Below are 24,799 nucleotides of genomic sequence, written 5' to 3'. Positions count from 1 at the left end.
ATACTAAATTGTATTTCCATTTCTATAAGAACTCATACGTGGACAAATATAGTTTCGGGTTTCAAGCATCCTCTGGGTGCTGTACAATAAATCAATGGTTAAAGAATAAGAAAGGAACATATATATTACTGTTAGACTTTTACGGGAATACATAAAAGGGGAAAACCAATGAACAGATCCACTCTAAAAATGATAAGTTGTACTCTGCTAACGATCATTTTGATACTTACCACCATGCCTGTACGTCCTGTTCTGGCCGCTCCTTCAGAAGAGGCAAACCGGATTTTGCAAGATAGTCTGTCAATCGTCGAGATTGATCATGAAATTGAGCGGATCAGTCAGGAACAACAGATACTTTTACAACGTCAGCAGGAACTGCGGAGCAATCTCGCCACTCAGCAGGAGCAGATGATCAGGCAAAGGAAACGTGCGAGTTCTGTGCTGCGCTCCTATTATATGGGCGAAAGGGACAAGCTGCTCAGTGTAGTGCTGGGAGCTAAAAATCTTAAGCAGCTTCTCTCCCTGTACGATTACTACTTGTTGCTGATTAGCCACGATCAGGATGTGCTTCAGGAATACGAGTCCAATTATCGGAATATGCGAAAAACGGAAGAACAGGTCACACGGGCCTCATCGGATTTGGAAACGGTCAAAACAAACTTGTTGGAACAACGTAAGCGCATTGTTTTGCTTCAGGAGCGTGTAAATGCCGGTGTTAACAACAGCAATGACCCGGATACGCTACGCAAGCTAATCAGCGAAATGACAGCCTATTGGGAGAATGTAGGCGTCTACGAGGTGAACAAGCATTTTAAAGCACTGGCTCAAGCGATGCAGGATTTGCCTCAATTTATTCAACAACAGCAAGGAGCCATGATTACAAACGGCAAAGTCATTACGATAAGCATACGTGAGGAAGATTTTAACCGTTTTCTGAAATCGGAAAATGAATTATTTAATCACTTCAACTTTTCCTTCGGGCAGGATCGTATTGTTGTAGAAGGTCAACAGGGGACTATGAAATTGAGGGTAGAGGGACACTATACGGTTGAGAAAGAACCGCAAAATGCGATTTTGTTCCATGTGGACCGGCTCGTCTTTAACGGACTGGAGCTACCAGATACGACCCGTAACAAGCTGGAAAAGGATTTTGATCTGGGCTTCTATCCGCAGCAGCTCATTTCTTATGTCAAGGCCACAGAGGTACGCACCATAGCGGGGGTACTTGAGGTTAAGCTAGAACTGAGCCTGAATTAAGCCTTTTTCACCCTTGTATAGCTATCATAAATAATACATGGACAAAAATAAGAGACCCCGGGGATGTTCCCGAGGTCTTCTTATTTGCAACAAAATGCTGTGCAGTATATAAAAATTGATAGTGAATAGTGATAGGAGCTGCTACAGCAAATCTGCTGCCAACTGCGCCAGTTTGGAGCGCTCTCCTTTTTCCAGCATAATATGTCCGCTAATCCCTTCCTGCTTGAAGCGTTCTACTACATACGTCAGCCCGTTACTGGCGGCATCCAGGTAAGGGTGGTCAATTTGCTCCGGGTCTCCCATCAAAATAATTTTACTCCCCTCACCTACACGAGATACGATTGTTTTGATCTCATGTCGGGACAAATTCTGTGCCTCATCAACAATAATAAATTGTCCAGGTATTGAACGCCCGCGAATATAAGTGAGCGCCTCCACCTGAATGCTGCCCAAGCCCATCAAAATTTTATCGATATCGCCTGATTTTTTGGCATCAAACAGATATTCCAGATTGTCGTAGATCGGTTGCATCCACGGGCGAAGCTTTTCTTCTTTTTCTCCTGGTAAATAACCGATATCCTTGCCCATAGGAACGACAGGACGGGCAATGAGCAGCTTCTTGAAACGATGTTCATCCTCTACCTTGAGCAGACCCGCCGCGAGCGCCAGCAACGTTTTGCCTGTACCTGCTTTTCCGGTAATCGTCACCAACGGGATATCATCATTAAGCAAAAGCTCCAGCGCCATCCGTTGTTGGGCATTACGCGCACTGATCCCCCACACCGATTCATTGCTTAAATACAGAGGCTCCAATCGATCTGCCTCCTGATTCACTTTCAGCAAAGCCGATTTTCCAGTTCCCATTTCATCCTTTAGAATAACGAATTCATGAGGATATAGCGTATAAGACAGCTCCAGTGGTTTGATAGGTAAAAAACGATTGGAATAAAACTCATCTATGATGGACGGATGCACCTGAATTGCCGAGTACCCGGGATATAGCTCACTCAGATCACCGGTTCTGTCGGATAAATAGTCTTCGGTCAGCAGTCCTAACACATCTGCCTTGATTCTCACCAGCACATCTTTACTGACCAGCACGACCGAACGCGGTTCAGGTAGCTCCTGCTCCTCCAACTGATAATTCAAGGCGACCGCCAAGATTCGGTTATCGTTCGAAACCTCCCCGAACATCTCCTGAACTTTCAAAAAGCTCCGGTGATTTAATTCAACCTTGAGCCTCCCACCTTGCGGAAGCGGAACACCACTGTGCAGATGCCCTACTTCCCTCAATCCGTCCAGCAATCGCGATACGTTGCGTGCATTCCGTCCAATCTCATCCGCGTTGCGTTTTTTGGAGTCGATTTCTTCCAGAACAACAGCTGGAATAACCACTTCATGTTCTTTGAAGGTAAAGATGGCTTTCGGATCATGCAGTAGTACATTCGTATCCAGCACAAAAATTTTCTTCATTTAGATCCCCTCCAAAGCGGCGTGGACAATCTCGTGTTTCATACCTATACCTATTCACCGGGTACCCAATACTTGCTGATTCCCTGAAAAAAGACCCCAGAGACAGCGTTAAACAACGAAAAGTTGGTAGGTAATTAGAGCCGTTAGAGCCTGTACACCTTGGGATCAGACACAAAAGGCCCAGTGATTACTCACTGGACCTTACTTATTCCATTCATTTCATTACCAAAAAAGCAAACGATATTAGACAGCAAACGGGTATGAATGTCAAAACCATATACTTGGCGTGCTACACATTCAGACATACCTCAACCCCCTTATGCCATATAAGAGCTTTTACTCGCTGCGAGTATAACATAAGAGGGAAGTAAGATACAAACTCAAGAATTGGAAGAAGAGACAGTATTATTGTCACTCGTCTTTTTGGATAATTCCTCTTGCAGTGCTTGTTTGGCCAGATCAAGCTGCTGCTCATCAATATAGACATAAGGACTGCGCCACGTTCCCGCTACCGGTTTGTAATTCACATTTTGCTTGGAAATATTCCAATAGGTCTGTACGAGATTTTTCATTTGCTGAGACTCAATATCCGTCATCATATTCTTATCAACGGATTTAATAATTGCACTAAATTTGCTTAGAGCACTAAAGGACTGCATTTGGTCAATCAAGGAATGAAGCACCTGATTTTGTCGACGGTTGCGATCAAAATCATCAGATTCAGCTGTTCTCGGGCGACAGTTTGATTTACGGTAACGAACAAAATCAAGGGCCTGATCACCGTCCAAATGTTGTGCTCCTGCCTTCAAGTTAATGTTAGTACCATCTGCACTGTCACGGTAACACATATTTTTGTCGACCGTAACATCTACGCCACCCAAATTATCTACAACATCTCTGAAGCCCTGGAAGTTAATAACCGTCACATAATCGATGTCAATATTCAAATATTTGCCGATCATCTTCTTCATTTGATCTTCAGCGACTTCACCAGACTCTTTCTCTCTGGCCTTGAACACCGGATAGTACTCATTCAGCTTACGAGGTTTATATCCATCCAGCTCCAGCCGCGTATCCCTCGGCAACGACACGATTGTAGATGACTTGGTATTGGGATTCAGTGTAGCTACCATAATAACGTCCGACAAATATGTTGGATGATCAGGGCGGTAATCCGTTCCAAGCAACAAAATGGTCAAAGGCTTGGCCTCGGCCAACTGTGTTTTTGGCACCTCTTTATTGATCCCCGTATCCAAAACATCCTCTACCTGATTGTATAGATAGTAGGCGTAACCGCCGGCCGCCAAGATACCTATAATGAGCAGAAACAGAACAAACTTCATAAACGATCTGAAAAAGCTTTTTTTCTTTTTCGTTTTTTTCGGTTTGGCGGATTTTTTCCCGCTTTGTGTCCGGGGAGGCAATCCGTTAGAAAGATTACTCATGCTTCAACACCTTTTCCTGCGTTTTGAGAAATAAAACTTTCTCCAAGTTTACAATCCTAAAACAGATACAGCGGCGCATCCCGTTGCCGGGCGTCGCCGCTGTGGCCCAAACCAATCCAATCAATTACGAATTTGCTTGTGCTGTTTTACGCTGTTTTTCTGCACGCTCGCGCTCACTTTTGTTCAAAATCTTTTTGCGCAAACGAATGGCATTCGGTGTAACTTCACAATACTCATCATCATTCAAATATTCGAGCGCCTGTTCCAAAGAGAAGATACGAGGCGTTTTAAGTTTAACAGTATCGTCTTTTGTTGCAGAGCGAACGTTCGTCAATTGCTTCTCTTTACAAATGTTAACAACGATGTCGTTATCACGTGTATGCTCTCCGACGACCATACCTTCATAAATCTCAGTACCCGGCTCCAGGAACAGAATACCGCGATCCTCTACACCCATCATTCCATAGAATGTAGTGCTTCCATTTTCAGTCGAAACGAGTACGCCTTGATGACGTCCACCAACTTGACCGCCAACAAATGGACCATAGCTGTCAAACGCATGGTTCATTACGCCATAACCACGAGTCAAAGTCAGGAAGTTCGTAGTGTAACCAATCAGACCACGTGCAGGGATCAGGAATTCCAAACGAACCTGTCCGGTGCCGTTGTTAATCATGTTGACCATTTCAGCTTTACGGGAGCCGAGACTTTCCATAACTGCGCCCATGCTTTCTTCAGGAATATCAATGAGGAGACGTTCGATAGGCTCCATTTTCTTGCCATCAATTTCCTTCACGATTACTTCCGGTTTGGACACTTGCAACTCATAACCTTCACGACGCATGTTTTCAATCAGGATACCCAGATGCAACTCACCACGTCCAGATACGATAAATGCGTCCGGGCTGTCGGTTTCATCAACACGCAAGCTGACATCCGTTTCAAGTTCTTTCAGAAGACGCTCGCGCAGTTTACGGGATGTGATCCACTTACCTTCGCGACCTGCGAATGGGCTGTTATTAACCAGGAAGGTCATTTGCAGCGTTGGCTCATCAATCTTCAGTACAGGTAAAGCTTCAGGATGATTTGGATCGGCAATCGTTTCGCCAATGTTAATATCCTTGATCCCTGCAATAGCCACAATGTCACCAGCGCCCGCTTGATCGGTTTCGATCCGTTTCAGACCTTGGAAACCAAACAGCTTCTCAATACGCGCTGATTTGCTGCTGCCGTCACGCTGCATAACCGTAACCGCTTGTCCTTGCTTGATAATACCACGGTTTACACGGCCAACTGCAATGCGGCCAAGATATTCGTTATAGTCCATCAGTGTTACGAGGAATTGAAGAGGCTCATCTACTTTCTCCGTTGGAGCGGGGATGTGATCCACAACGGTTTCGTACAATGCCTGCATGTTATCGTCTTGCTTTTCGGCATCCAGACTGGATGTTCCGTTCAGCGCTGAAGCATAAACAACAGGGAATTCCAACTGCTCATCATTCGCACCCAACTCGATGAACAGATCAAGTACTTCATCAATAACTTCGGCCGGACGAGCTGCCGGACGGTCAATTTTGTTAACAACAACGATTGGCGTGAGGTTTTGCTCCAACGCTTTACGCAGTACGAATTTAGTCTGCGGCATACAACCTTCGTAAGCATCAACGACGAGCAAAACACCGTCAACCATTTTCATAATCCGTTCCACTTCGCCGCCAAAGTCGGCGTGTCCCGGTGTATCCACAATGTTGATCAGGTAATCTTTGTACGTAATAGCTGTATTTTTAGCCAAAATCGTAATACCGCGTTCACGCTCCAGATCGTTGGAGTCCATGGCGCGCTCCTGAACAGCCTCGTGGTCTCTAAATGTTCCGGACTGTTGTAGAAGCTTGTCGACAAGCGTCGTTTTGCCGTGGTCGACGTGGGCAATAATAGCAATATTGCGAATGTTCTCTCTTGCATGCATGGTTTGTATCCATATCCTTTCCGTATATCAAAATAGTGTCTCTATCCTGAAAGTAATGCTTATCCAAGGCTAACAATCGTTCTTCAGGCCCGCTCCCTGCCAGCCCTCTGTATATTTCAGGCTTTGTGCAGGCAGCTTCTCTTTCCGATTCGCGTGAAAACCTTAAAATAAGCGTCAGAAAACGTTCCGACGCTCTTATCATATCCATTATATTATAGTTGAAATATGTCATAAAGCAAGACATTATTGGCTGTTCCGTAATTTACCGCCATAAATTTTGCACACCTTGTCGTTTCACCATTTACGTTTGGTGCGATTGTTAACCATCAACCATATTCCCGCACCGATCAGTATAACTGCAACCACATAAATAATTCCGGTCCCTAACATGCTGATAATCAGCAGAAATATCGAAACGAGCCCCAAAATCATGCTCCCTGTATATAAGGTGCGAGGTAGCGTTATATCATTAATGGCGTATTCCCATAATCCAACCGCCACACCCAGTAGTAGCATAGGCCATAGATAGACCATCAAATGCCAGCCCCATGTATTACAGAGAAAAAATAAAAAACCGTACACCGACAAAATCCCGGCCGGCAGCAGCATAATGGGAGAAACCTTACGCATCATGTACATCGCATGCAGTATAATACCAGGTATTAAAATCAGCAAGGGCCAGAAGTATTGTCCCAAAAAGGAGAAGACCCCCAGTTTTCCTAACAAAATAATCAGTCCTACGGCAATGATGCCCAATCCGATCATACGCTCTTTTCCGGAATTCATCGTGGTCTCCTTTATTTGCTGGATTTTATAGTGTTTTTACAAAAAACGAGTAGATTCCCCGGCATTTGCAAAAGCCCTATGTATAGTTTAGCCGATGTTTTCCAAAAAAACTACGTTCAAATGCGGCGGGCTCGCAACTGCTGATATAATCCTGCTATTACAACTACGATGGCCAGTAATCCCGGTAACCATGAATGTAAAACTTCCCCAGACCCGGCTAACCATGCTCCCAGTTTGGGATCACGCAGTAGCATTTCACCTGCTGTGAAGGCCAGTATTGCAGATCCGAGTAGAACAAGTACAGGGAAACGGTGAAGCCAGACTGCAATAACGTTGCTTCCCCACACCACAATTGGAATGCTAATCGCAATACCGATGACAATGATCGCAATGTCCCCATTTGCAAGTGCTGCAATAGCCAATACGTTATCCAGACTCATCACAAAATCCGCTACCAGAATCACTTGTATAGCCTTCCATATGGTCGTTTCTGCTCTTACTCCCATATTATCGTTATTCTCATAAAGCAGCTTAAACGCAATCCATAACAAGAGCAGACCACCTGCTGCCTGAATGAAGGGTATGCCTAGCAAAATGACAGCTGCAAAAGTCAACACACAGCGCAGGGCAACTGCGCCGAGCGCCCCCCACCATATTGCTTGGCTCCGCTGTCTTGCAGGCAAGTTTTTGCTCGCCATGGCTATAACAACCGCATTATCACCGCTTAACACCAAATTGATCATTAATATTTTCAACAGCAAAATGATATGCTCCATGTGTACAAACACCCCCATCCTACTTGTATGCGAAATAGGACGAGGGTATGCTTGTACACCGAGGAATCTAATAATTTTATTAAACATATCCATAATTTATTAAAAATCAACACCTGATTTGTTGAGCATAATCCTTGAAATGATTAGCAAACAGCAATATAATGAATCGTATTTCCGGGAAACGGGTATTAATCATAAACAGAGCATACTGAACTTAGTAGGTTGTTTAATCAGGGAGATGAGAACGATTGACATGTCCGGATTTCAGTTTTTTTGGCTACTGCTTAATGTGATATTTATTGACCTTCTGCTTGCAGGAGATAACGCTATTGTAATTGGGCTTGCCGCCCGAAAGCTACCGCCCGAAACGCAAAAAAAAGCGATACTGTACGGTACCGGAGGTGCTCTACTCATTCGTATAGCCGCCACGATTGTCGTGCTTTGGCTGCTTCAAGTGCCGTGGCTGCTACTCGTCGGAGGAATAATGCTGATCTGGATTGCATACAAGCTGCTGGTAGATCAGGAGGATCACGCCGAAGTCAAAGCCGGCACGAGTTTATGGGGCGCTATACGCACCATCGTTATAGCTGATGCAGCCATGGGACTGGACAATGTGATCGCCGTCGCAGGCGCTGCCCAGCAGCATTTGATACTGGTGGTGCTCGGTCTGCTGATCAGCGTGCCGATTGTCGTATGGGGAAGCACTCTTTTCATCAAGCTTATTAACAAATTCCCCTGGATCATCTATTTGGGCTCGGCTGTGCTTGGCTATACCGCCTCCAATATGATTACCGAAGAACGCAAGCTGGAGCCATACTTTACCGCACACCCCGCGCTGCGTGTCCTGTTTATTGCCTCAGTGATGGTTGGTATTTTGCTCACAGGCTATCTTCAAAACCGCAGAGCCATATCCAGTCGAAAAAAAGCTGTTTTGAAATAATTCCTAAGAAAAACCTCGTATATCTTATCTCTAATCTAAAAAGAGGCAGACCCGACAATAGTCGATGGATCTGCCTTTTTGTATACCGCTAAACGTGGCATCTTAAAAGATTTTAAAACCAATCCTCTTGCACAACTTCCTCTTTACGTCCCTCTATAGCTCCATCTGCCTCAAGAACAACAGTCTCCGTTGTAGCCACGGCCTGCTCAATCAACGTATTTAAATCCCGAATAGAGGCTTCGATCTTTTGAACAACCCATAAATTAGGATTGGTCGTTGGAGATTTGGGAACAAACAACGTGCAGCAATCCTCATACGGCAGGATAGATAAATCGTATGTGCCAATTTGCTTGGCTATTTCCGTAATTTCCTGTTTATCCATCATCACAAGAGGTCGCAGCAGCGGTAACTCCGTCGAACGCCCTATCACATTCATGCTCGATAAAGTTTGGCTGGCTACCTGGCCGAGACTGTCACCCGTCACTAGCGCCAGCGCCCCTTCACGCTCCGCCAGCATCGTTGCAATACGCAGCATAGACCGTCTCATCAGTGTGATGATCAAATTATCCTGTCCGGTACGTGTAAAAGCCGTCTGCACCTCAGTAAAGGGTACAAGATGAATCTTGATGCGTCCCGCGTAACCTGCCAATACCCTCGCCAAGTCAATAACCTTTTCTTTCGCACGCTCACTCGTAAATGGATAGCTGTAAAAATGGACGCATTCGATTTCCAATCCTCTGCGCATGGAGGACCATCCCGCTACCGGACTGTCGATTCCGCCCGAGAGTAGCAGCATAGCTTTGCCGTTTGTACCTAACGGATAGCCTCCTACAGCCGTAATAATATCGCTAAATATATAAGCCGCCTGCTCTCTGACTTCCACCCGTAGCTCGATATCCGGTTGGCGGACATCGACCTTTAACACTGGAAACTCGCGCAGTACCGGCGAACCGATCAAATGATTCATCTCATGAGAGGAATGGGCAAATCCCTTCCACACCCTGCGGGCATTTACCTTGAAAGTCGTTCCTTCCGTTGGGTTCAACTCACGCATCAAGGCTACAGAGGTCTCAATAATCGTGTCAAGCTCAACAGGAGCCATTTTAACAGGACTGATGGTGGTGATACCAAAGACTTTTTGTAGCACCTGAATGATCTGCTCATAAGGCTCTCCTCCGAGAACTACATAAATCCGTCCAAATTCCTTACGCAAAGAAGCGCCTGGAAACGGCTTGAGCAACAGCTTCACATGATTCAGTACCGCCTTTTCAAAACGGGCGCGGTTTTTCCCTTTTAATGTAAATTCGCCAAAGCGAAGCAACAACATATCATAATTCATTTTAACGTTTCCACCTTTCAAGGGATTCCAACTGCGCCACAGCCTGGCGAAGCGCGAGAATAAGCTCGTCAATATCCTGTTCCGTATGTTCATCCCCGAAGCTGATCCGAATGCCGCCAGACGCTTCCGCATCATTTCGACCCATCGCCAGCAAAATCCGGCTAGGCTCGGCTAATTTGGAGGAACAAGCCGATTGGGTCGATACCGCAAAGCCCAATTGCTCCAGCGTATGCAGCAGCACCTCTGCCTTCATACCCGGATACGAAAAATGGACAATGTGCGGTGCTTCCTCCCCGCTATTCAGTCGCAATTGGGGGATCGTCTTCACTTCCGCGGCTACCCGATCTCTCCAAGCAGTCATACGCTGCGTCGCCTCTGCTTGCCATTCGCCCGCCAGCCGCACTGCCTTGGACATGCCGACAAGCAGCGGAACATTTTCCGTACCGGCACGAAATCCCTGCTCCTGAGAGCCTCCGCTAAGCAGTGGGAAAAGCTCCACACCTTCCCGAACCACAAGCAGTCCGGCTCCTTTGGGACCGCGCAGCTTATGTGCGGACAGGCTGTACAAATCAGCCTTCCAGCCCCGGATATCCACCGGAAGTTTTCCATAACCCTGCACACCATCAACATGAAACAGTACACGCGGGAACTGTTCCTTCAGCGCGGCTCCGATATCATGTAGCGGCTGCACCCTTCCCGTCTCATTATTGACATGCATAATGCTGACTAAAATCGTGTCTTTGCGGATAGCTGCACAAACCTGCTCTGCACTGACATGCCCTTCCGCATCAACGGGCAGAAATGTGACCTCAAATCCCACTTTTGCCAACTGTTTGCAAGCCTCATACACAGACGGATGCTCCGTTGATACTGTAACGATATGCTTGCCTCTGGCCTGATACTGCAAGGCCACTCCCTTAATAGCGAGATTATTGCTTTCCGTTGCCCCGGATGTGAACACAATCTCCGCCGGATGTACGCCCAAAGCTGTAGCACAAACCTCCCGGGAACGTTTAAGCAGCTTATCCGCATCTTCCCCGTATCGATGCATTGAGGACGGATTGCCATAGTGGCGTCTCATCACCTCTGCAATCGTCGTAATCACCTCTTCAAAAGGCGGAGTTGTCGCTGCATAATCAAAATATTTCATGGAACTCCCCTTTCTTGCCTGCAACCTCTACAACAAAAAAAGACCAAAACAGGGAAAGGTCACTGCATTACACAGTGACACCCTTTCCCCATATTGATCCTGCCTGCGGACCTGTCTGATTAAAATTTTGTTTTTCTTTATAAGCTACAGGGCTTAAATCGTATATTTTTCACGTGCGTTCTGAATTTTGGTAATATACTTTTGCGTTTCTACTGGAAGCTTGTCCAGGACAGCCATCAACTGCTCGTCACTATTCACGCCCAGTCGCTGTACCCGTCCGGGCCCCGCATTATAAGCTGCCAAGGCCATATTTTCCTGTCCGTTAAAACGTTTGATCTGGTAAGACAAATAACGAACTCCGGCATCAATATTTTGTGCAGGGTCATACGAATCGCTAACTCCCAATCCTTGGGCCGTAGCATCCATAAGCTGCATAAGTCCTTTGGCTCCGGCAGAAGAAGTGACCAGCGGGTTAAACGAAGATTCCGTATCAATGACCGCTTTAATCAGCGACACCGGAACCCCGTATTTATTGCTGGCCTCGTTAATTAGATCATCATAAGCCGTAGGTTTGGTTGGCCCATCGGTTGCTGTGCTGGAAGAAGGATATACCGCCAATGGCGAAGCTGCCCCTCTCGATGGTCCCAATTGGAGCCAGAGCAAACCATTTTCATCCCTTGTAACGTCCCCTGAATTGACACGAGCTGCAGCATCATCTGTCTCCAACTGGCCTGCCTGCTCGAGCAATCCGGAAAAAGCATCCGTTGTTCCCGTTTGTGCTGTAGCACTTATATTATTCAACAATTGCGTATCGATTATGGATTTGGACACGCGCGGATCTATTTGCATGTGGTATTCCCAACTTTCTTTAGTTGTTATATCCCAAACAGCCTATCATTACTGCTTATGATACAACGTTTTGTTATGTACTGCCATACTTTTTAACGAAAAAAAGCTCCGTATCTGTCGAAATGACAGCGGAGCTTCATGGTACTGACTTGATGCAGACAGATCGCTTTAATCATTTCTACTTGGACAGGCAAGCGATTACCCGGTTTTTCGAACCTTCATGGAATCAACGTACAAACGGAATAAAAGCAAAGTAGCTTAATGTCGCCAGCGCACCCAGCCCGATCGACCAAATACCTGTTGTTTTGTTCCCATTTACATAAGCAAAAAAACCCAACACTGCAGCAATAGGCCCCAGCACAATAGACCACATAAACAGTGCGGCAATACCTGCGGCTAGACCGATATAGCCTGAGATACGTCCACTTTTGCTTATGACATGCTGCTCATCCTTGTCCTTATGCCGAGTCACGGCTGGTGAGCCGGGAGCTACCTCAGCCGCATATTCCTCTTGATGGTTGCGACGCTTGGCAGAGCGTTCTTGAATACGACGGGGATAATCCACACGCTTGCGGCTAAAATTCTCTTCGTCTCGATGCTTATCAGTTTCATGATCTTCCATAATACACTGCACCTCCAATTACGTAATGATTCGCGGGATGGATTGTTACAGAGACTTTGGTTTAAAGGTGTGACAACAGGTTGCTGCAGAAGTTGCAGCCTGGTCACGTTCGACTGAGCTGAAGCTTTCGCCCGCATATTCTTCATTAAATTTTTTCCCGGCGTGACTGTCAATTTCTATCATGATCAAATCTGCCTTGCACAAGTTGTTTTCTCCCCAATAATGACAATTGGCTACGCTGCATTTGACTATTGGCTTGGCCTCTTGGCTCATGATCATCACCTCGAATTCATTGTCCCCCCGGTATCGTTCACCTATGCGCCCACGGTATATGGCAGTTGGTGACATACGAAAAAAGCCGTTTCCGGCACCTCCTCCACACTGGCAGGAAGCAAACAGGAAACGACTTGCTTGTCTCATTTGTTTTTTTTAATTGAAAAAATCAACGGGCTAGATACTTATGCATGTGTACGGCGAGTCTGCATCCGGCGCTGGGTCAAATAATCACTTTCATAATAAGCAAGATCATCGCGCAATTCTTCAAAATTTTTCGTAATGTCCATGATCACTTCGCGGGCAGGCGTTACTGGCGTTTTACGAAAGCGTATAGCATCTTGTCCCGTATAAGCGTAGCGACCATCCTCTGCGTAAGATTCATTTTTGGGATAAAAAAAGCTGTTCACGCAGTCATGGTAAACGTTATACAATGCCTTTTCCGCAAAATCGACGTCAAAGTTGGCACGGCGCAAAGCCACACCCAGCTTTTCATAAGATACTTCGGAAAAAACAAGGACATGGCGGAGATCTGACAAAAAGCCTTTGTAAAAGAGTACGGACTCCTCACTGCGATCCACAGCCAGCTCCGGCAGTGCATGCTCATTAAGGAATGCTTCCACCCGTTCCACGGCAGACTTCAGTTTCTCCTGCGCCGACTCACATAATTTTTGTACGTTGACTGCTGACATCAATGCAGCTCCCCCTTATTTGTTGCTTGTTCATCAATTTGGTTACCCGAAAATAGATCCTTCTAACCGAAAGAGCTGTAATTTTCAGTATTTATCCTACCACAAATAAGGATTGAAAGGTATAAAAACATGCCAACCTTCTCACGCTAACCATAAATCATAAACTCCCAAGGAGGACGGTCCCATGTCTCGGCAAAAATGGTTAAAACCCCTGATCGGAGCAGCCGCAGGGGTGCTTGTCATCACCCTGATGCTGCCTTCCCGAGATCACCGCCACACACCACAGCCCGAATATATGGAAAAAATGGTGCCACAGCAGGAAAAGCAGCTCAAAAAAGGAATGTTGGCTTTGGACTTGTCCGCTACAGACACCATCACTCGCATGGACGCCAGACAGGATATTGAATACGTAATGCGTGAACTGAATGGTAAAACCAATGATCAGAAAAAGCATTTTGCTCGCAAGTTTCAGCAGTCACACAGTCATCTTCACACGCTACAGTGGATCAATACACGTGACGCGAAGAGCTCAACCTACACAGGCAGAAAGACACAATCCCGTCTGCTTAATGACGCTCAAGTCAAAAACAGTCTGACAGCGGCTCGCCGTTCCGTCCTGCAAAACAAATCTTACGAATCCGCAGCCTTTCAGGTCGAGGATCGAAAATATTTTGTCATGGCAGAGCCAGCGACTGACGGAACATACGGCGTTGCCGCGCTGGTCAGCCAGCAGGTGCTTCATGACGTGGAAAAGCATCAGCGCAAAAACCTGCGCTTGATCCCCTATCCGAAGGAAGGCAGCTACAAAATCGAATCAGTACATCCCGACACACTGCATGATATTACCGTCAAGACGGGTCATGACAATGAAAATGCGAGCCATTATTTTGAGAATGAAATCGTCGTTCGCTTCCGCCACAATCCTGATCAACGGCAATTGCGCGAGATCGCAGCAGATTTGAACTGTGAGCCAGGCCGAAAGCTCGGTTATACGTATGTGTTTCATTCGAATAACATGAACTTCAAAGAGCTAAAGCAATATTTCTCGCAGAAGTGGAACCCGGTATATGCAGAACCTCACTACATGTATCTGACGAATGAAAAGAAACCCGTAAAAGCGTCGGATGTCTCTATTCCGAATGACCTGCTCTTTTCCCGCTATCAGTGGAATCTGCCAGCCACCGAAACCAACCGGGGCTGGGCATTATCCAAAGGCAGCAAAAATGTCGTCGTAGCCGTCGTGGATACGGGAGTGGATATGGACCATCCTGATTTGAAGGGCCAAATCCTCCCGGGACACAACGTAGTTAGCCCGAAAGAAAAACCTTACGATGACGTTGGTCACGGAACGCATGTTGCCGGCATCATATCCGCGCTCGTGAACAACGGAGAGGGAGTTGCAGGCATGACATGGTATAACAAGGTCATGCCTGTCAAGGTACTCGATCAATCCGGGTCCGGGACCACTTATTCCGTGGCAGAGGGTATCATATGGGCTGCAGACCATGGAGCCAAGGTCATTAATCTGAGCCTCGGTAATTATGCGCAAGCTGAATTTTTACACGATGCGATTAAATATGCCTATGACAAGGATGTTGTATTAGTCGCAGCCACGGGAAATGATAATACGGAACGGCCAGGCTATCCCGCAGCCTATCCGGAAGTATTTGCCGTATCTGCCACAGATGCGTCTATGCACCGGGCTTCTTTTTCCAACTATGGAGATTATGTTGATGTTATGGCCCCCGGCGCAAGCATAGCAAGCACGTATCCGGGGAACCAATATGCCGCCCTCTCAGGCACTTCGATGGCCAGTCCGCATGTATCAGCGCTCGCGGCCCTTGTCCGTTCCATCAACCCCGACCTGACGAACAAAGAGGTTATGGATTTAATGAGACACAGTGTGATTGATTTGGGTACACCAGGGCATGACAAATATTTTGGATATGGCCAAATCGACGTATATAAGGCGTTGAAAGCAGCTCAACGTCCGTATGTTCCTTTGCAGTTCTATCCACAGCATTTGAGTAACAAGATCAAATCCCTTTTGAAGATGCTGGAAACGTAAAAGATTCCGTTTGTAAAAAGCAGCCATGTACGGTTCATGGCTGCTTTTTTTGTAATCCCTTAGCGTTTAGAGCTGCTACGTACCTGACGCTTGCCATTACTGCGAGTATGACTGCGGGTATGACAGCAAGGATCAGAAGGGTCTTTTACAGTCACTGGGAATACATGGTGTGGTACAGGTATAATGTGCGCTTGGTTGATAATTTCAATCGGATGAACTACAGGCACCACTTGTGGGAAAAATTGATGATTTACAAATTGGATCGGCGGGCACACGATCGGTTCGTTAGGGCAATGACTCATAATGTGCAACTCCTTTCGGTGAATTAGTACAGCATATTACAAAGGAGTTCCCTGTGATTGGATGATTAACCCCTATTGCAAATATCCTTACAGAATAGGCCTTCGTTCCATGATGACCGAGCGGTCAAGCAGTTCTCCCAGCAAGCGGCATAACTTGCGCAATCCTGCTTCGAGTGTGTCCTTGGCCGTGTATGAAAAGGAAATACGAATATGATTACTTTCCATACCACCTGCATAACATACCCCTCCTGGTAAAAAGGATATGCCTTCACGATCAGCTAATCGTCCCAGCTCTGCGATATCAACAGCAGGCGGGAGTTTTATCCATATATTAAGACCACCCTCAGGTGCTTGCCAGGTGACTTCTGCAGGGGCAAAGCGCTGGAGTGTGTGCAAAGCAGTGATCAGACGGTCCTGCATTTGATCTCTTAACGAGACGAAATGGTTATCCAGCCGATGCCTGATGAAAGGTAACAATGCTTTTTGCGTCAACAAAGGGCTTCCCAGATCCGTAGTTGACTTGGCTGCCACAAGGCGGTCCAGCACACTTCCTGTAGCCACTACACAAGCGATACGACAACCGGGAGCGACGGTTTTACTGAAGCTTTTAATATAAATCACATGTCCGGACAGATCATGCGCCTTAATGGGAAACGGTGGCTTTGTTTTGTAGTACAGATCAGAAAACGGATCATCTTCGACGATCAGACAATGATAACTTTGCGCCAGATCCAGAAGTTGCATGCGTCTGACCGTCGTTAAGGTTATTCCAGTGGGATTATGAAAGGTAGGTATCGTATAGATCAGCTTGGGAGGATGAGTGTCACAGAGGCGTGTCAGGATATCCATGCGCATGCCCTGCTCATCCATCGGAATCATGACCACCTTAGCACCACGGCTGGTAAATACATCAATCGCACCCGTATATGTAGGAGCCTCCATATAGACGATGTCACCGGGGCCAACGAACGTACGCGCCACAAGATCAATCCCCTGCTGGGCACCGCTTGTCACAAGTAGATGTTCCGCTGTAGTACGGATTCCACGTTCGCTCAGGTGAGTTGCAAATACTTCCCTCAGTTCTACATCCCCTTTGAAGGTGCCGTAAACAGCCATCGCATCGGGATCTTCGGAGGATAAACGTTGGGTATCATCAATGATTTCACGAGTGGGAAGAAGCTCTGGCTGAACTGCGGCAATATGAAAGGAATAGGGAACCTGTCGGCTATGGTTAAAGTTTCTCCACAACTGTGCACGCGGCAAGTAATCTATCAGCGACATTTGCCAAGATAAATCCAGCGCTTCCTCACGATGCGAAGATACAGAAGGCTCGGCTACATAGCATCCCTTTCTCTATGTACACACCACAAGATGTATGGATTCCAGCTCCGCATACGCCTTGCTTACAGTTACAGGGCTAACCGAAAGCAGACTAGACAAATGGCGGACAGAGGGAAGCTTTGTACCCTGAGGCAGCAGTCCGGATTGGATACGGTCCGCCAATGTTTTGGCAATCTGTAGATATAATTTGACACTGCTATTGCGGCTGAGTTCAATATACATCGGAATCGTCCCTTCAGGATCTGACCATCAGCCTCCATTGATGACGCAGAGCAGTTATTTTCAAAATAAGCATGATAACGTTCCTGTGATTTTATTTGTTTCCTATCCACAACACAACCGTAACCTGTCGCTTCGGAAGGCTGCGGGTTTTTGTATGGGCAAAATTGATGGAAGTACAAGTATGACATTTAAAGCTTTGTATTCAATGTATTCCCGTGAAGATGGTCATGGATGCTTCTTGTATTCCATATTTTCTCGAATTGACTTTTTACCCGAGCGTCATTATTATCTTATAGTATAAGATAAAATTCAGAAGGTGTTGTGACCATTGGATTATAAGACATTAGCGACAGAACTATTCGAGTATATTGTCAAAAAGCACAAACCGTCATTAGAGGAGCAAGGACACTACTCACGTGGTGAAATGGGGATTCTTATCTGTCTGAATTTCAATAAGGGTGGGGTTACTTCGGGCCACTTGAGCGAATACTTGTCCGTCAGTACAGGACGGGTAGCAACGGCGCTGAAGAGCCTGGAGAAGAAAGGTTTGGTTGTACGCCGTACCGATGTCACCGACAAACGTAAGGTGATTGTATTCATTACGGATTCAGGCAAGCAATTTATGATTGATAAGTATAATGAAGGAATCGCATGGACCGAGAGCATTCTTCGCAAGCTGGACGAACAGGATGCCAAAGAATTTATCCGACTCATTAAGCTTATTGTCTCTAAAAGTTGAATTCCTAAGCAGGTCGCATGCAGGGTGCATCAAATTGCACCAAACACCTAAGATTTTCAGATAAAAGGAGAGCAACAGAATGCTAAAGATATTCAAATATCTCAAGAAAAATGAATGGATGCTCGTGTTTTGCAGCCTGGCTTTCATCGTTGTGCAGGTTTGGCTTGATCTGAAGCTGCCTGATTATATGGCAGAAATTACGACCAAGCTGCAAAGGGAAGGAACGCCTATGTCGGAACTGCTGATTCCCGGCAGTTACATGCTGTTGTGTGCAGTCGGCAGTATGGTTGCATCTATTATTGTTGGCTATTTCGCGGCGAAGGTGGCGGCAGGGCTGGCCATGCGTCTGCGTGCGATGGTGTTTGATAAGACCTTGTCCTTTTCAATGGAAGAGATGAACAGCTTTTCGACGGCAAGCCTCATCACCCGCACCACGAACGATGTTACCCAGATTCAAACGATCGTTGCGTTGGGACTGCAGGTGATCGTCAAGGCACCGATTTTGGCCGTGTGGGCTATTGTGAAGATTGCGGATAAAAACTGGCAGTGGACCGCCTCTACAGGAGCGGCCGTGGCTGTTTTGATCCTGATGCTAAGTGTTATTGTTATTTTCGCCCTCCCCAGTTTCCAGCGAATCCAGCGTCTCACCGATAATCTGAACAGGGTAACACGTGAGCATCTGACTGGACTTCGGGTGGTGCGCGCTTATAATGCAGATCAGTATCAGGAGGAAAAGTTTGAGCAGGCCAACATCGAATTGACGAATACAAACCTGTTTGCGAACCGGTTAATGGCAATGATTGGCCCGGGTATGACCTTTATTATGTCGGGTCTGAGTGTCTCTATCTATTGGATCGGCGCTTACCTGATTAACGGGGCGGCCGTGCCGGACCGCATTGCGCTGTTCTCCAATATGGTCGTATTCTCCTCTTATGCGATGCAGGTGGTCATGGCCTTTATGATGGTTAGTATGATTTTCTTCCTGATGCCTCGCGCTTCGATTTCTGCCAAACGGATCATGGAGGTATTGAACACCCAATCCAGCATCATGAACGGGCATGAGACGGCTGGAGAAAAAGGCGTTATGGGACAGGTGGAATTTCGTAATGTCAGCTTCAAATATCCGGACGCCGAGGAGCCCGTGCTCCGCGAGATTAGCTTTACGGCGAAACGGGGTGAGACAGTTGCCTTCATCGGCGCGACTGGCAGCGGTAAAACCAGCGTAATCAATCTGATTCCCCGTTTCTATGATGTGACCGAGGGAGAAGTGCTCGTGAATGGTGTCAATGTCAAAAACTATAACCAGCATGCACTTCATAACAAAATCGGGTATGTCCCTCAGAAAGCCGTGCTTTTCAGCGGTACAGTGGCATCCAACGTTTCGTACGGCGATAACGGAAGAGCAGAGGCTTCGGAGAAACTCATCCAGGCAGCCGTAGGGATTGCCCAAGGCACGGAATTTGTCGAAAAAATGGACGGTCAGTATCAGGGACGGATTTCACAAGGTGGAACGAACGTATCAGGCGGTCAAAAGCAGCGTCTGTCCATTGCTCGTGCCATCTACCGTCAGCCGGAGATTTATATCTTCGATGATTCCTTTTCAGCACTGGACTACAAAACAGACCGAATTCTGCGCTCGGCTCTCAAAAAAGAAACCGACCATGCTACCACACTCATTGTTGCTCAGCGCATAGGCACCATTAAGGACGCTGACCAAATTATCGTACTGGAACAGGGTGAGATTGTAGGGAGCGGCACACATGATGAGCTGATGGCGAACTGCAGCACCTATCAGGAGATCGCTTATTCGCAGCTTTCAAAGGAGGAACTCGTACATGGATAAGAATGAACACACCGAAGGCAACCAGAGCATGAAAATGAAACAACGAGGTCCCCTGCGTGGAGATCGTGCGGGCGACATGGATACTGGTAAAAAAGCGAATCATTTTAAAAAGACCCTCAAACAGCTCTTATCCTATAGCAAGTCCTATATACCTATGGTTATGCTCTCTATGGTGCTTGCTCTGGCAGGTTCCGCCTTCAACGTCATTGGCCCGGGTAAGCTCAGCGATATTGCCAACCTGATCCAGGAAGGAATCGTAACAGGGGTTGATGTGAGTGCTGTCCAGAAAATTGTTCTTGTTTTGGCGCTTTTGTATGGTCTTGGTCTTATCTTTAACTATTTCCAAGGCTTCATTACGGCAACCGTGTCACAGCGTCTTACAAAGAAGATGCGGACAGAGCTGTCCCGAAAAATCAATCATATGCCTTTAAAATATTTTGATGCTACGAGCTATGGTAATGTGCTCAGCCGTGTGACCAACGATGTCGATACCATCGGACAAACGTTAAACAACAGTCTTGGCACGCTTGTCAGCGCGCTGGCAACCTTCGTAGGCGCCTTGATTATGATGCTGTATACAAACTGGATCATGACCGTTACCGGGATTGTAGCTACGCTGATCGGTTTTTCCCTGATGACCGTGATTATGAAGCATTCACAGAAATATTTTGTAGCACAGCAAGCGGAGCTTGGCCAGATCAACGGTCATATCGAAGAAACCTATGCCGGTCATAACGTAGTCAAGGTATATAACGGAGAAAAAGCAGCCAAGGAAGTGTTCCATGGCATTAACAGCCGCTTATATACAAATGCATGGAAATCCCAGTTCATGTCTGGCCTGATGATGCCGGTCATGATGTTCATCGGGAATTTCGGTTATGTTGCGGTCTGTGTCGTGGGCGCTTTGCTGGTGAATCAACATGCTATAACGATCGGAACCATTGTGGCCTTCATGGTGTATATTCGTCTGTTTACACAGCCCTTGTCACAGCTGGCACAGGCCGCAACCAATCTGCAATCGGCGGCTGCCGCCAGTGAACGTGTATTCGAATTTCTGGGTGAAGAAGAATTGGCAGATGAGAGCGACAAGACCAAGAAGCTGGACAACGCCAAAGGGGATGTCGAATTCAAACATGTTCGTTTCGGTTATAACGGAGACCGTATGATTATCAAAGACTTCTCCATGAAAGCTGAAGCCGGTCAGAAAATTGCCATTGTTGGTCCGACAGGCGCCGGTAAGACGACGCTCGTGAATTTGCTCATGCGGTTCTATGAGCTGAACGGCGGGGAAATCTATATTGACGGAACCCCGATCAGCCAATTAACACGTGAGAATATTCATCGATTATTCTGTATGGTGCTGCAGGATACCTGGCTGTTTGAAGGAACGATCCGTGAGAATATTGCCTTTTCCAAAGAACATGTTACCGATAAACAGGTGGAAGCCGCATGTAGAGCGGTGGGGCTGCACAGCTTCCTTAAAACACTGCCGCAGGGCTATGATACGATGCTGGACGACAAAGCCAATCTCTCTGCCGGTCAAAAGCAATTGATTACCATTGCAAGAGCCATGATTGAAGATGCACCCATGCTCATTCTGGATGAGGCCACAAGCTCGGTCGATACGCGTACGGAATTGCTGATTCAACAAGCGATGGACCAGCTGACTGTAGGGAAAACCTCCTTTGTGATTGCCCACCGCCTCTCGACGATCAAGAACGCCGATCTGATTCTGGTCATGAAGGACGGTGACATTATCGAGACGGGTAACCATGAGGAATTGCTGACTAAAGGCGGCTTCTATGCCGATCTATACAACAGTCAGTTTGAACATGCATCCTAAAAAATAACCAGTCCCTATTTGAAAAAAACATGATAGTAGTCACTAATAGAATATTAGGGTAAAAGAGAGACGTGTCTGGATGATCGCTGCGAAGGGCGATCCAGACACGTTTTTGGTGTGCTCAAAAGCTGTCCGATGTTTGGCGGATCAGCTTGTTTATTATGTTTTTTCATAGCTGCTAGAATTTCCAAAGCCATATTATCGTCTATGCGATAAAGTGTTAGGTTTTGTAAGAAAGCTCCATGTAGAATTGTGGGTAACTTTTCTTTGCTGATTTTTATGCACATGTGAATAACCGGATCATTACCAGCGTAACCTTCTAGCGAGAAACCAAGCATTTCAAGCTTGCGCTGAATAATAGCAAGATTTACGCGATAGTGATTTGTATGGTCGAATTTTTTCTTGGGATCAGGATTTTTCGGCTTTCCATTAGACCAATCAACTGTTATATTCAGACGTTTACTGTTATACTTCATTATTGTTATAATACAATAAATTTCATAGTACAGTATAGAACACAGGAGATGATTGGATTGGAATACAAATTTTCGGGTATGGCTCGTACTCAGGGCTCGTCCATCGTTAGGGACATTTTGAAGCTGACACAGGGAACAGAAGTGTTATCCCTGGCAGGTGGTCTTCCGGCCGATGCCTTTTTTCCCATCGAAGCCGTTGCTAAAGCCTATGAGCGGGTATTCCGTCTCGGCGGTACTACTGCGCTTCAATACGGTCTAACCGATGGATATATTCCTCTACGGGAACGCCTTACAACCATAATGGCATCCCAAGGCATCTCCGTCACCAGAGATAACATCATCATGACGACGGGCTCACAGCAGACTATCGATCTGGTTTCGCGTGTGCTGCTTGATCCGCAGAATACTGTATTGGTGGAGTCCCCTACTTATTTGGCAGCTCTTCAGGTGTTTAAGTCCTATGGCGCCAACATTGTAAGTGTAAACACAGACTCCAACGGTATGCAATTAGATGATCTTGAAGCCAAGCTCAAGGAATATCAGCCTAAATTCGTGTATGTCATCCCAACTTTCTCCAACCCGGCGGGGAGTGTATGGAGCATGGACCGCAGAGTAGGCGTTGTTGAGCTATGCCGTAAATACGGAACTTTGATTTTTGAGGATGATCCTTACGGACGTCTCAAATTTGACGAAAACCTTAACTTCCCTACCCTTTTATCCATTGACCAGCAGCAAGGTGGGGACAGTCATGTCATGTACACCTCTACGTTCTCCAAAACCGTTGCTCCTGGTGTTCGTTCTGGATGGCTGGTTGCTGATCAAGCGATTGTCAATAAAGTCTCGAAGGCCAAACAATCTGCTGATCTGCACTCCAGCAGTATCGATCAACGTGCTTTAAATGAGCTCTTGGACTTTTTTGATTTGGATGGACATATTCGGACCGTATCCACCGAATATCGCTCTCGTATGCTACGCCTCACAACGCTGATGAAAGAACGTCAATGGGAAGGCATTACGTGGAATGATGCACTTGGCGGCATGTTTATGTGGGTCACTTTACCCGAAGGCTTCCGTTCCGATCGCTTGCTGGAACTGGCTATTCAGGAAGGGGTCGCATTTGTGCCAGGACAAGTATTTTATGCTGATCTGAGCGGCAGCAACCATATGCGGATCAACTTTACGCATACCGATCCTTCACTGCTTCCTGAAGCGGTTAACCGTTTGGATCGGGCATTGAAGATGTATACAGAGGAAAGATTGGAAAAAAGCGTGCGCTGATGAAGGTTTTCAGGCACCCACGCGAGAACGCTTCGCGAATCATTTGGTCTTACGATCGCTGCGCTTCTCCGGATTCAAATGCTCCGCTACGCTGACTACGTGCCTCATCCCTGAACGTTTTTACGGTAGGGGGAATGAGTAGATAAAAAAACAGAATGAAATAGACCTAAACATACACGTACGCTGCTAAAATACGGTATACAAAAAAGGTCAAGCCTGATTCCCAAAAGGAATATGGCTTGACCTTTTTTTGTAATTCATTAAATACATTTGGATTCCATGTTTTCATGCAAACAGTCATTTAAAAGGTTAACATCATACATTTTAAGGTGTTGCAGTGTGGAAAGTTTTCCGTAAGCCGGGTTCTGTGCTATTCGTGGTTCAGACGGGAACTACCCTCCCACTACAAGCGACAATCATCTATCTAGGCCGAATATTGCTATCCGGCTCCAGCGACCAACCTAGACACGCCTCGGGCTAAGGCCGCTTCGCGAAGAAGCTGTGTCCCATTAGGTCTTGCTCCAGATGGGGTTTACCAGGAACGAAGTCACCAGCGTTCCTCGGGGTCTCTTACACCTCGGTTCCATCCTTGCCTGTGCCGCAAGCGGCCATCGGCGGTCCATTTCTGTGGCACTATCCTTCAACTCGCGCTGACTGGACGTTATCCAGCATCCTGCCCTATGGAGCCCGGACTTTCCTCTCGCGGTTCACACCGCCAGCGATTGTCTGTTAAACTTTCCGAACAACATTACATAGTATACAGGGAACGCACGCTCGACACAACCCTAAAAATATTGTAAATTTGAGAGCTTCCTTTATTTGTTCAAATAAAACGGGTGTACCTTCTTTTGTAACGTATCATGCCACAAAATAAGTAGAACGACCCACGTATAACGGAATATCAAGCTTACTAAAATCCGCATATGTTTCCTTCCGCAACGAGATGCATACATGCCCGGTGATGATCCGATATATGTATGCCAGCCAGAGGACATTATATTCTGTACACCGTCATGGCGGGAAGTAACAACAGCCACATCCCCGGATAGGCATGGATCGCAGGATCAGCAATTAAAGTTCGCATACAACCTCTCCTCTATGAGCTAAAAGTTATAAAAC

The 24,799-nt window shown here is 46.5% G+C and carries 20 protein-coding genes, 1 other RNA gene and 2 pseudogenes; 7 read left to right on the top strand and 16 right to left on the bottom strand.

Annotated features, from left to right (window positions below):
* The first annotated feature begins 168 nt into the window (after nucleotides 1-168).
* Nucleotides 169-1,257: a hypothetical protein gene (locus tag ASL14_RS22080; RefSeq protein WP_134913476.1), complete on the top strand. Its 1,089-nt coding sequence runs from the start codon at nucleotides 169-171 to the stop codon at nucleotides 1,255-1,257.
* Between the two features lie 141 nt (nucleotides 1,258-1,398).
* Here ASL14_RS22080 and ASL14_RS22075 read toward each other — a convergent pair whose 3' ends face one another.
* The 5 genes from ASL14_RS22075 to ASL14_RS22055 all read right to left on the bottom strand — a co-directional run bounded on the left by ASL14_RS22075 (nucleotide 1,399) and on the right by ASL14_RS22055 (nucleotide 7,703).
* The gene (locus ASL14_RS22075) at nucleotides 1,399-2,730 is read right to left on the bottom strand and encodes a PhoH family protein (protein ID WP_134913475.1); all 1,332 of its coding nucleotides are present in this window, start codon (nucleotides 2,728-2,730) and stop codon (nucleotides 1,399-1,401) included.
* 380 nt (nucleotides 2,731-3,110) lie between these two features.
* Nucleotides 3,111-4,175: an LCP family protein gene (locus ASL14_RS22070; protein ID WP_134913474.1), complete on the bottom strand. Its 1,065-nt coding sequence runs from the start codon at nucleotides 4,173-4,175 to the stop codon at nucleotides 3,111-3,113.
* 124 nt (nucleotides 4,176-4,299) lie between these two features.
* Complete coding sequence (typA, locus tag ASL14_RS22065; RefSeq protein ID WP_134913473.1) at nucleotides 4,300-6,141, bottom strand: translational GTPase TypA; 1,842 nt, start codon at nucleotides 6,139-6,141, stop codon at nucleotides 4,300-4,302.
* A gap of 294 nt (nucleotides 6,142-6,435) precedes the next feature.
* On the bottom strand, nucleotides 6,436-6,927 hold the full coding sequence (locus ASL14_RS22060) for a hypothetical protein (RefSeq protein WP_134913472.1): 492 nt from the start codon (nucleotides 6,925-6,927) through the stop codon (nucleotides 6,436-6,438).
* 116 nt (nucleotides 6,928-7,043) lie between these two features.
* Nucleotides 7,044-7,703, bottom strand: a complete 660-nt coding sequence (locus ASL14_RS22055; RefSeq protein WP_134913471.1) for a TerC family protein — start codon at nucleotides 7,701-7,703, stop codon at nucleotides 7,044-7,046.
* 253 nt (nucleotides 7,704-7,956) lie between these two features.
* Here ASL14_RS22055 and ASL14_RS22050 point away from each other — a divergent pair, with 253 nt between their 5' ends.
* The gene (locus ASL14_RS22050; protein ID WP_223264089.1) at nucleotides 7,957-8,643 is read left to right on the top strand and encodes a TerC family protein; all 687 of its coding nucleotides are present in this window, start codon (nucleotides 7,957-7,959) and stop codon (nucleotides 8,641-8,643) included.
* Between the two features lie 112 nt (nucleotides 8,644-8,755).
* Here ASL14_RS22050 and thiI read toward each other — a convergent pair whose 3' ends face one another.
* The 6 genes from thiI to ASL14_RS22020 form a co-directional block, all read right to left on the bottom strand.
* Nucleotides 8,756-9,982, bottom strand: a complete 1,227-nt coding sequence (gene thiI / locus ASL14_RS22045) for a tRNA uracil 4-sulfurtransferase ThiI (RefSeq protein ID WP_134913469.1) — start codon at nucleotides 9,980-9,982, stop codon at nucleotides 8,756-8,758.
* A gap of 1 nt (nucleotide 9,983) precedes the next feature.
* A complete protein-coding gene (locus tag ASL14_RS22040; protein ID WP_134913468.1) occupies nucleotides 9,984-11,132 on the bottom strand; it encodes a cysteine desulfurase family protein in 1,149 nt (382 codons plus the stop codon).
* A 153-nt stretch (nucleotides 11,133-11,285) separates the two neighbouring features.
* Nucleotides 11,286-11,981, bottom strand: a complete 696-nt coding sequence (locus ASL14_RS22035; RefSeq protein ID WP_134913467.1) for a lytic transglycosylase domain-containing protein — start codon at nucleotides 11,979-11,981, stop codon at nucleotides 11,286-11,288.
* Between the two features lie 226 nt (nucleotides 11,982-12,207).
* Nucleotides 12,208-12,603: a hypothetical protein gene (locus tag ASL14_RS22030; protein WP_134913466.1), complete on the bottom strand. Its 396-nt coding sequence runs from the start codon at nucleotides 12,601-12,603 to the stop codon at nucleotides 12,208-12,210.
* Nucleotides 12,604-12,648: 45 nt separating this feature from the next.
* Nucleotides 12,649-12,876 (bottom strand): DUF1540 domain-containing protein, encoded by a 228-nt coding sequence (locus ASL14_RS22025; protein WP_134913465.1) that lies wholly within the window; start codon nucleotides 12,874-12,876, stop codon nucleotides 12,649-12,651.
* Between the two features lie 185 nt (nucleotides 12,877-13,061).
* A complete protein-coding gene (locus ASL14_RS22020; protein WP_014282470.1) occupies nucleotides 13,062-13,568 on the bottom strand; it encodes a YpuI family protein in 507 nt (168 codons plus the stop codon).
* Nucleotides 13,569-13,752: 184 nt separating this feature from the next.
* Here ASL14_RS22020 and ASL14_RS22015 point away from each other — a divergent pair, with 184 nt between their 5' ends.
* Nucleotides 13,753-15,636 (top strand): S8 family peptidase, encoded by a 1,884-nt coding sequence (locus ASL14_RS22015; RefSeq protein ID WP_134913464.1) that lies wholly within the window; start codon nucleotides 13,753-13,755, stop codon nucleotides 15,634-15,636.
* Between the two features lie 59 nt (nucleotides 15,637-15,695).
* Here ASL14_RS22015 and ASL14_RS22010 read toward each other — a convergent pair whose 3' ends face one another.
* Both ASL14_RS22010 and pdxR read right to left on the bottom strand, forming a co-directional pair.
* The gene (locus ASL14_RS22010; protein WP_134913463.1) at nucleotides 15,696-15,938 is read right to left on the bottom strand and encodes a hypothetical protein; all 243 of its coding nucleotides are present in this window, start codon (nucleotides 15,936-15,938) and stop codon (nucleotides 15,696-15,698) included.
* An 87-nt stretch (nucleotides 15,939-16,025) separates the two neighbouring features.
* Nucleotides 16,026-17,501 (bottom strand): annotated as a pseudogene (gene pdxR / locus ASL14_RS22005) (MocR-like pyridoxine biosynthesis transcription factor PdxR).
* Nucleotides 17,502-17,829: 328 nt separating this feature from the next.
* Between pdxR and ASL14_RS22000 the strand changes: the two are divergent.
* The 3 genes from ASL14_RS22000 to ASL14_RS21990 all read left to right on the top strand — a co-directional run bounded on the left by ASL14_RS22000 (nucleotide 17,830) and on the right by ASL14_RS21990 (nucleotide 21,926).
* The gene (locus ASL14_RS22000; protein ID WP_134913462.1) at nucleotides 17,830-18,240 is read left to right on the top strand and encodes a MarR family winged helix-turn-helix transcriptional regulator; all 411 of its coding nucleotides are present in this window, start codon (nucleotides 17,830-17,832) and stop codon (nucleotides 18,238-18,240) included.
* A gap of 79 nt (nucleotides 18,241-18,319) precedes the next feature.
* Complete coding sequence (locus ASL14_RS21995; RefSeq protein WP_134913461.1) at nucleotides 18,320-20,083, top strand: ABC transporter ATP-binding protein; 1,764 nt, start codon at nucleotides 18,320-18,322, stop codon at nucleotides 20,081-20,083.
* The gene (locus tag ASL14_RS21990; protein ID WP_134913460.1) at nucleotides 20,076-21,926 is read left to right on the top strand and encodes an ABC transporter ATP-binding protein; all 1,851 of its coding nucleotides are present in this window, start codon (nucleotides 20,076-20,078) and stop codon (nucleotides 21,924-21,926) included. The genes ASL14_RS21995 and ASL14_RS21990 overlap by 8 nt, the downstream gene beginning before the upstream one ends.
* A gap of 53 nt (nucleotides 21,927-21,979) precedes the next feature.
* Here the strand turns inward: ASL14_RS21990 and ASL14_RS21985 are convergent, their stop codons facing one another.
* Nucleotides 21,980-22,402, bottom strand: coding sequence for a hypothetical protein (locus tag ASL14_RS21985; protein WP_134913459.1), 423 nt, complete (start codon nucleotides 22,400-22,402; stop codon nucleotides 21,980-21,982).
* Between the two features lie 57 nt (nucleotides 22,403-22,459).
* Between ASL14_RS21985 and ASL14_RS21980 the strand changes: the two genes are divergently transcribed.
* A complete protein-coding gene (locus tag ASL14_RS21980) occupies nucleotides 22,460-23,680 on the top strand; it encodes an aminotransferase-like domain-containing protein (protein WP_134913458.1) in 1,221 nt (406 codons plus the stop codon).
* 339 nt (nucleotides 23,681-24,019) lie between these two features.
* Here the strand turns inward: ASL14_RS21980 and rnpB are convergent.
* Both rnpB and ASL14_RS28395 read right to left on the bottom strand, forming a co-directional pair.
* Nucleotides 24,020-24,418: RNase P RNA component class A (gene rnpB / locus ASL14_RS21975), an RNA gene on the bottom strand.
* 183 nt (nucleotides 24,419-24,601) lie between these two features.
* Nucleotides 24,602-24,764, bottom strand: a pseudogene (locus tag ASL14_RS28395) (flavin oxidoreductase); the annotation flags it as partial.
* Nucleotides 24,765-24,799 lie beyond the last annotated feature (35 nt).

This window comes from Paenibacillus sp. IHB B 3084 (genome assembly GCF_001447315.1).
GTDB lineage: Bacteria > Bacillota > Bacilli > Paenibacillales > Paenibacillaceae > Paenibacillus.
Note: the sequence above shows the minus strand (reverse complement) of the source record. Positions and strands in the feature narration are given on the sequence as shown.

What these genes read in the sequence shown, in the direction of transcription:
- ASL14_RS22080 (WP_134913476.1), top strand. Translation starts at nt 169, where the DNA reads ATGAACAGATCCACTCTAAAAATGATAAGTTGTACTCTGCTAACGATC.
- ASL14_RS22075 (WP_134913475.1), bottom strand. Translation starts at nt 2,730, where the DNA reads ATGAAGAAAATTTTTGTGCTGGATACGAATGTACTACTGCATGATCCG.
- ASL14_RS22070 (WP_134913474.1), bottom strand. Translation starts at nt 4,175, where the DNA reads ATGAGTAATCTTTCTAACGGATTGCCTCCCCGGACACAAAGCGGGAAA.
- typA (WP_134913473.1), bottom strand. Translation starts at nt 6,141, where the DNA reads ATGCATGCAAGAGAGAACATTCGCAATATTGCTATTATTGCCCACGTC.
- ASL14_RS22060 (WP_134913472.1), bottom strand. Translation starts at nt 6,927, where the DNA reads ATGAATTCCGGAAAAGAGCGTATGATCGGATTGGGCATCATTGCCGTA.
- ASL14_RS22055 (WP_134913471.1), bottom strand. Translation starts at nt 7,703, where the DNA reads ATGGAGCATATCATTTTGCTGTTGAAAATATTAATGATCAATTTGGTG.
- ASL14_RS22050 (WP_223264089.1), top strand. Translation starts at nt 7,957, where the DNA reads ATGTCCGGATTTCAGTTTTTTTGGCTACTGCTTAATGTGATATTTATT.
- thiI (WP_134913469.1), bottom strand. Translation starts at nt 9,982, where the DNA reads ATGAATTATGATATGTTGTTGCTTCGCTTTGGCGAATTTACATTAAAA.
- ASL14_RS22040 (WP_134913468.1), bottom strand. Translation starts at nt 11,132, where the DNA reads ATGAAATATTTTGATTATGCAGCGACAACTCCGCCTTTTGAAGAGGTG.
- ASL14_RS22035 (WP_134913467.1), bottom strand. Translation starts at nt 11,981, where the DNA reads ATGCAAATAGATCCGCGCGTGTCCAAATCCATAATCGATACGCAATTG.
- ASL14_RS22030 (WP_134913466.1), bottom strand. Translation starts at nt 12,603, where the DNA reads ATGGAAGATCATGAAACTGATAAGCATCGAGACGAAGAGAATTTTAGC.
- ASL14_RS22025 (WP_134913465.1), bottom strand. Translation starts at nt 12,876, where the DNA reads ATGAGCCAAGAGGCCAAGCCAATAGTCAAATGCAGCGTAGCCAATTGT.
- ASL14_RS22020 (WP_014282470.1), bottom strand. Translation starts at nt 13,568, where the DNA reads ATGTCAGCAGTCAACGTACAAAAATTATGTGAGTCGGCGCAGGAGAAA.
- ASL14_RS22015 (WP_134913464.1), top strand. Translation starts at nt 13,753, where the DNA reads ATGTCTCGGCAAAAATGGTTAAAACCCCTGATCGGAGCAGCCGCAGGG.
- ASL14_RS22010 (WP_134913463.1), bottom strand. Translation starts at nt 15,938, where the DNA reads ATGAGTCATTGCCCTAACGAACCGATCGTGTGCCCGCCGATCCAATTT.
- ASL14_RS21995 (WP_134913461.1), top strand. Translation starts at nt 18,320, where the DNA reads ATGCTAAAGATATTCAAATATCTCAAGAAAAATGAATGGATGCTCGTG.
- ASL14_RS21990 (WP_134913460.1), top strand. Translation starts at nt 20,076, where the DNA reads ATGGATAAGAATGAACACACCGAAGGCAACCAGAGCATGAAAATGAAA.
- ASL14_RS21985 (WP_134913459.1), bottom strand. Translation starts at nt 22,402, where the DNA reads ATGAAGTATAACAGTAAACGTCTGAATATAACAGTTGATTGGTCTAAT.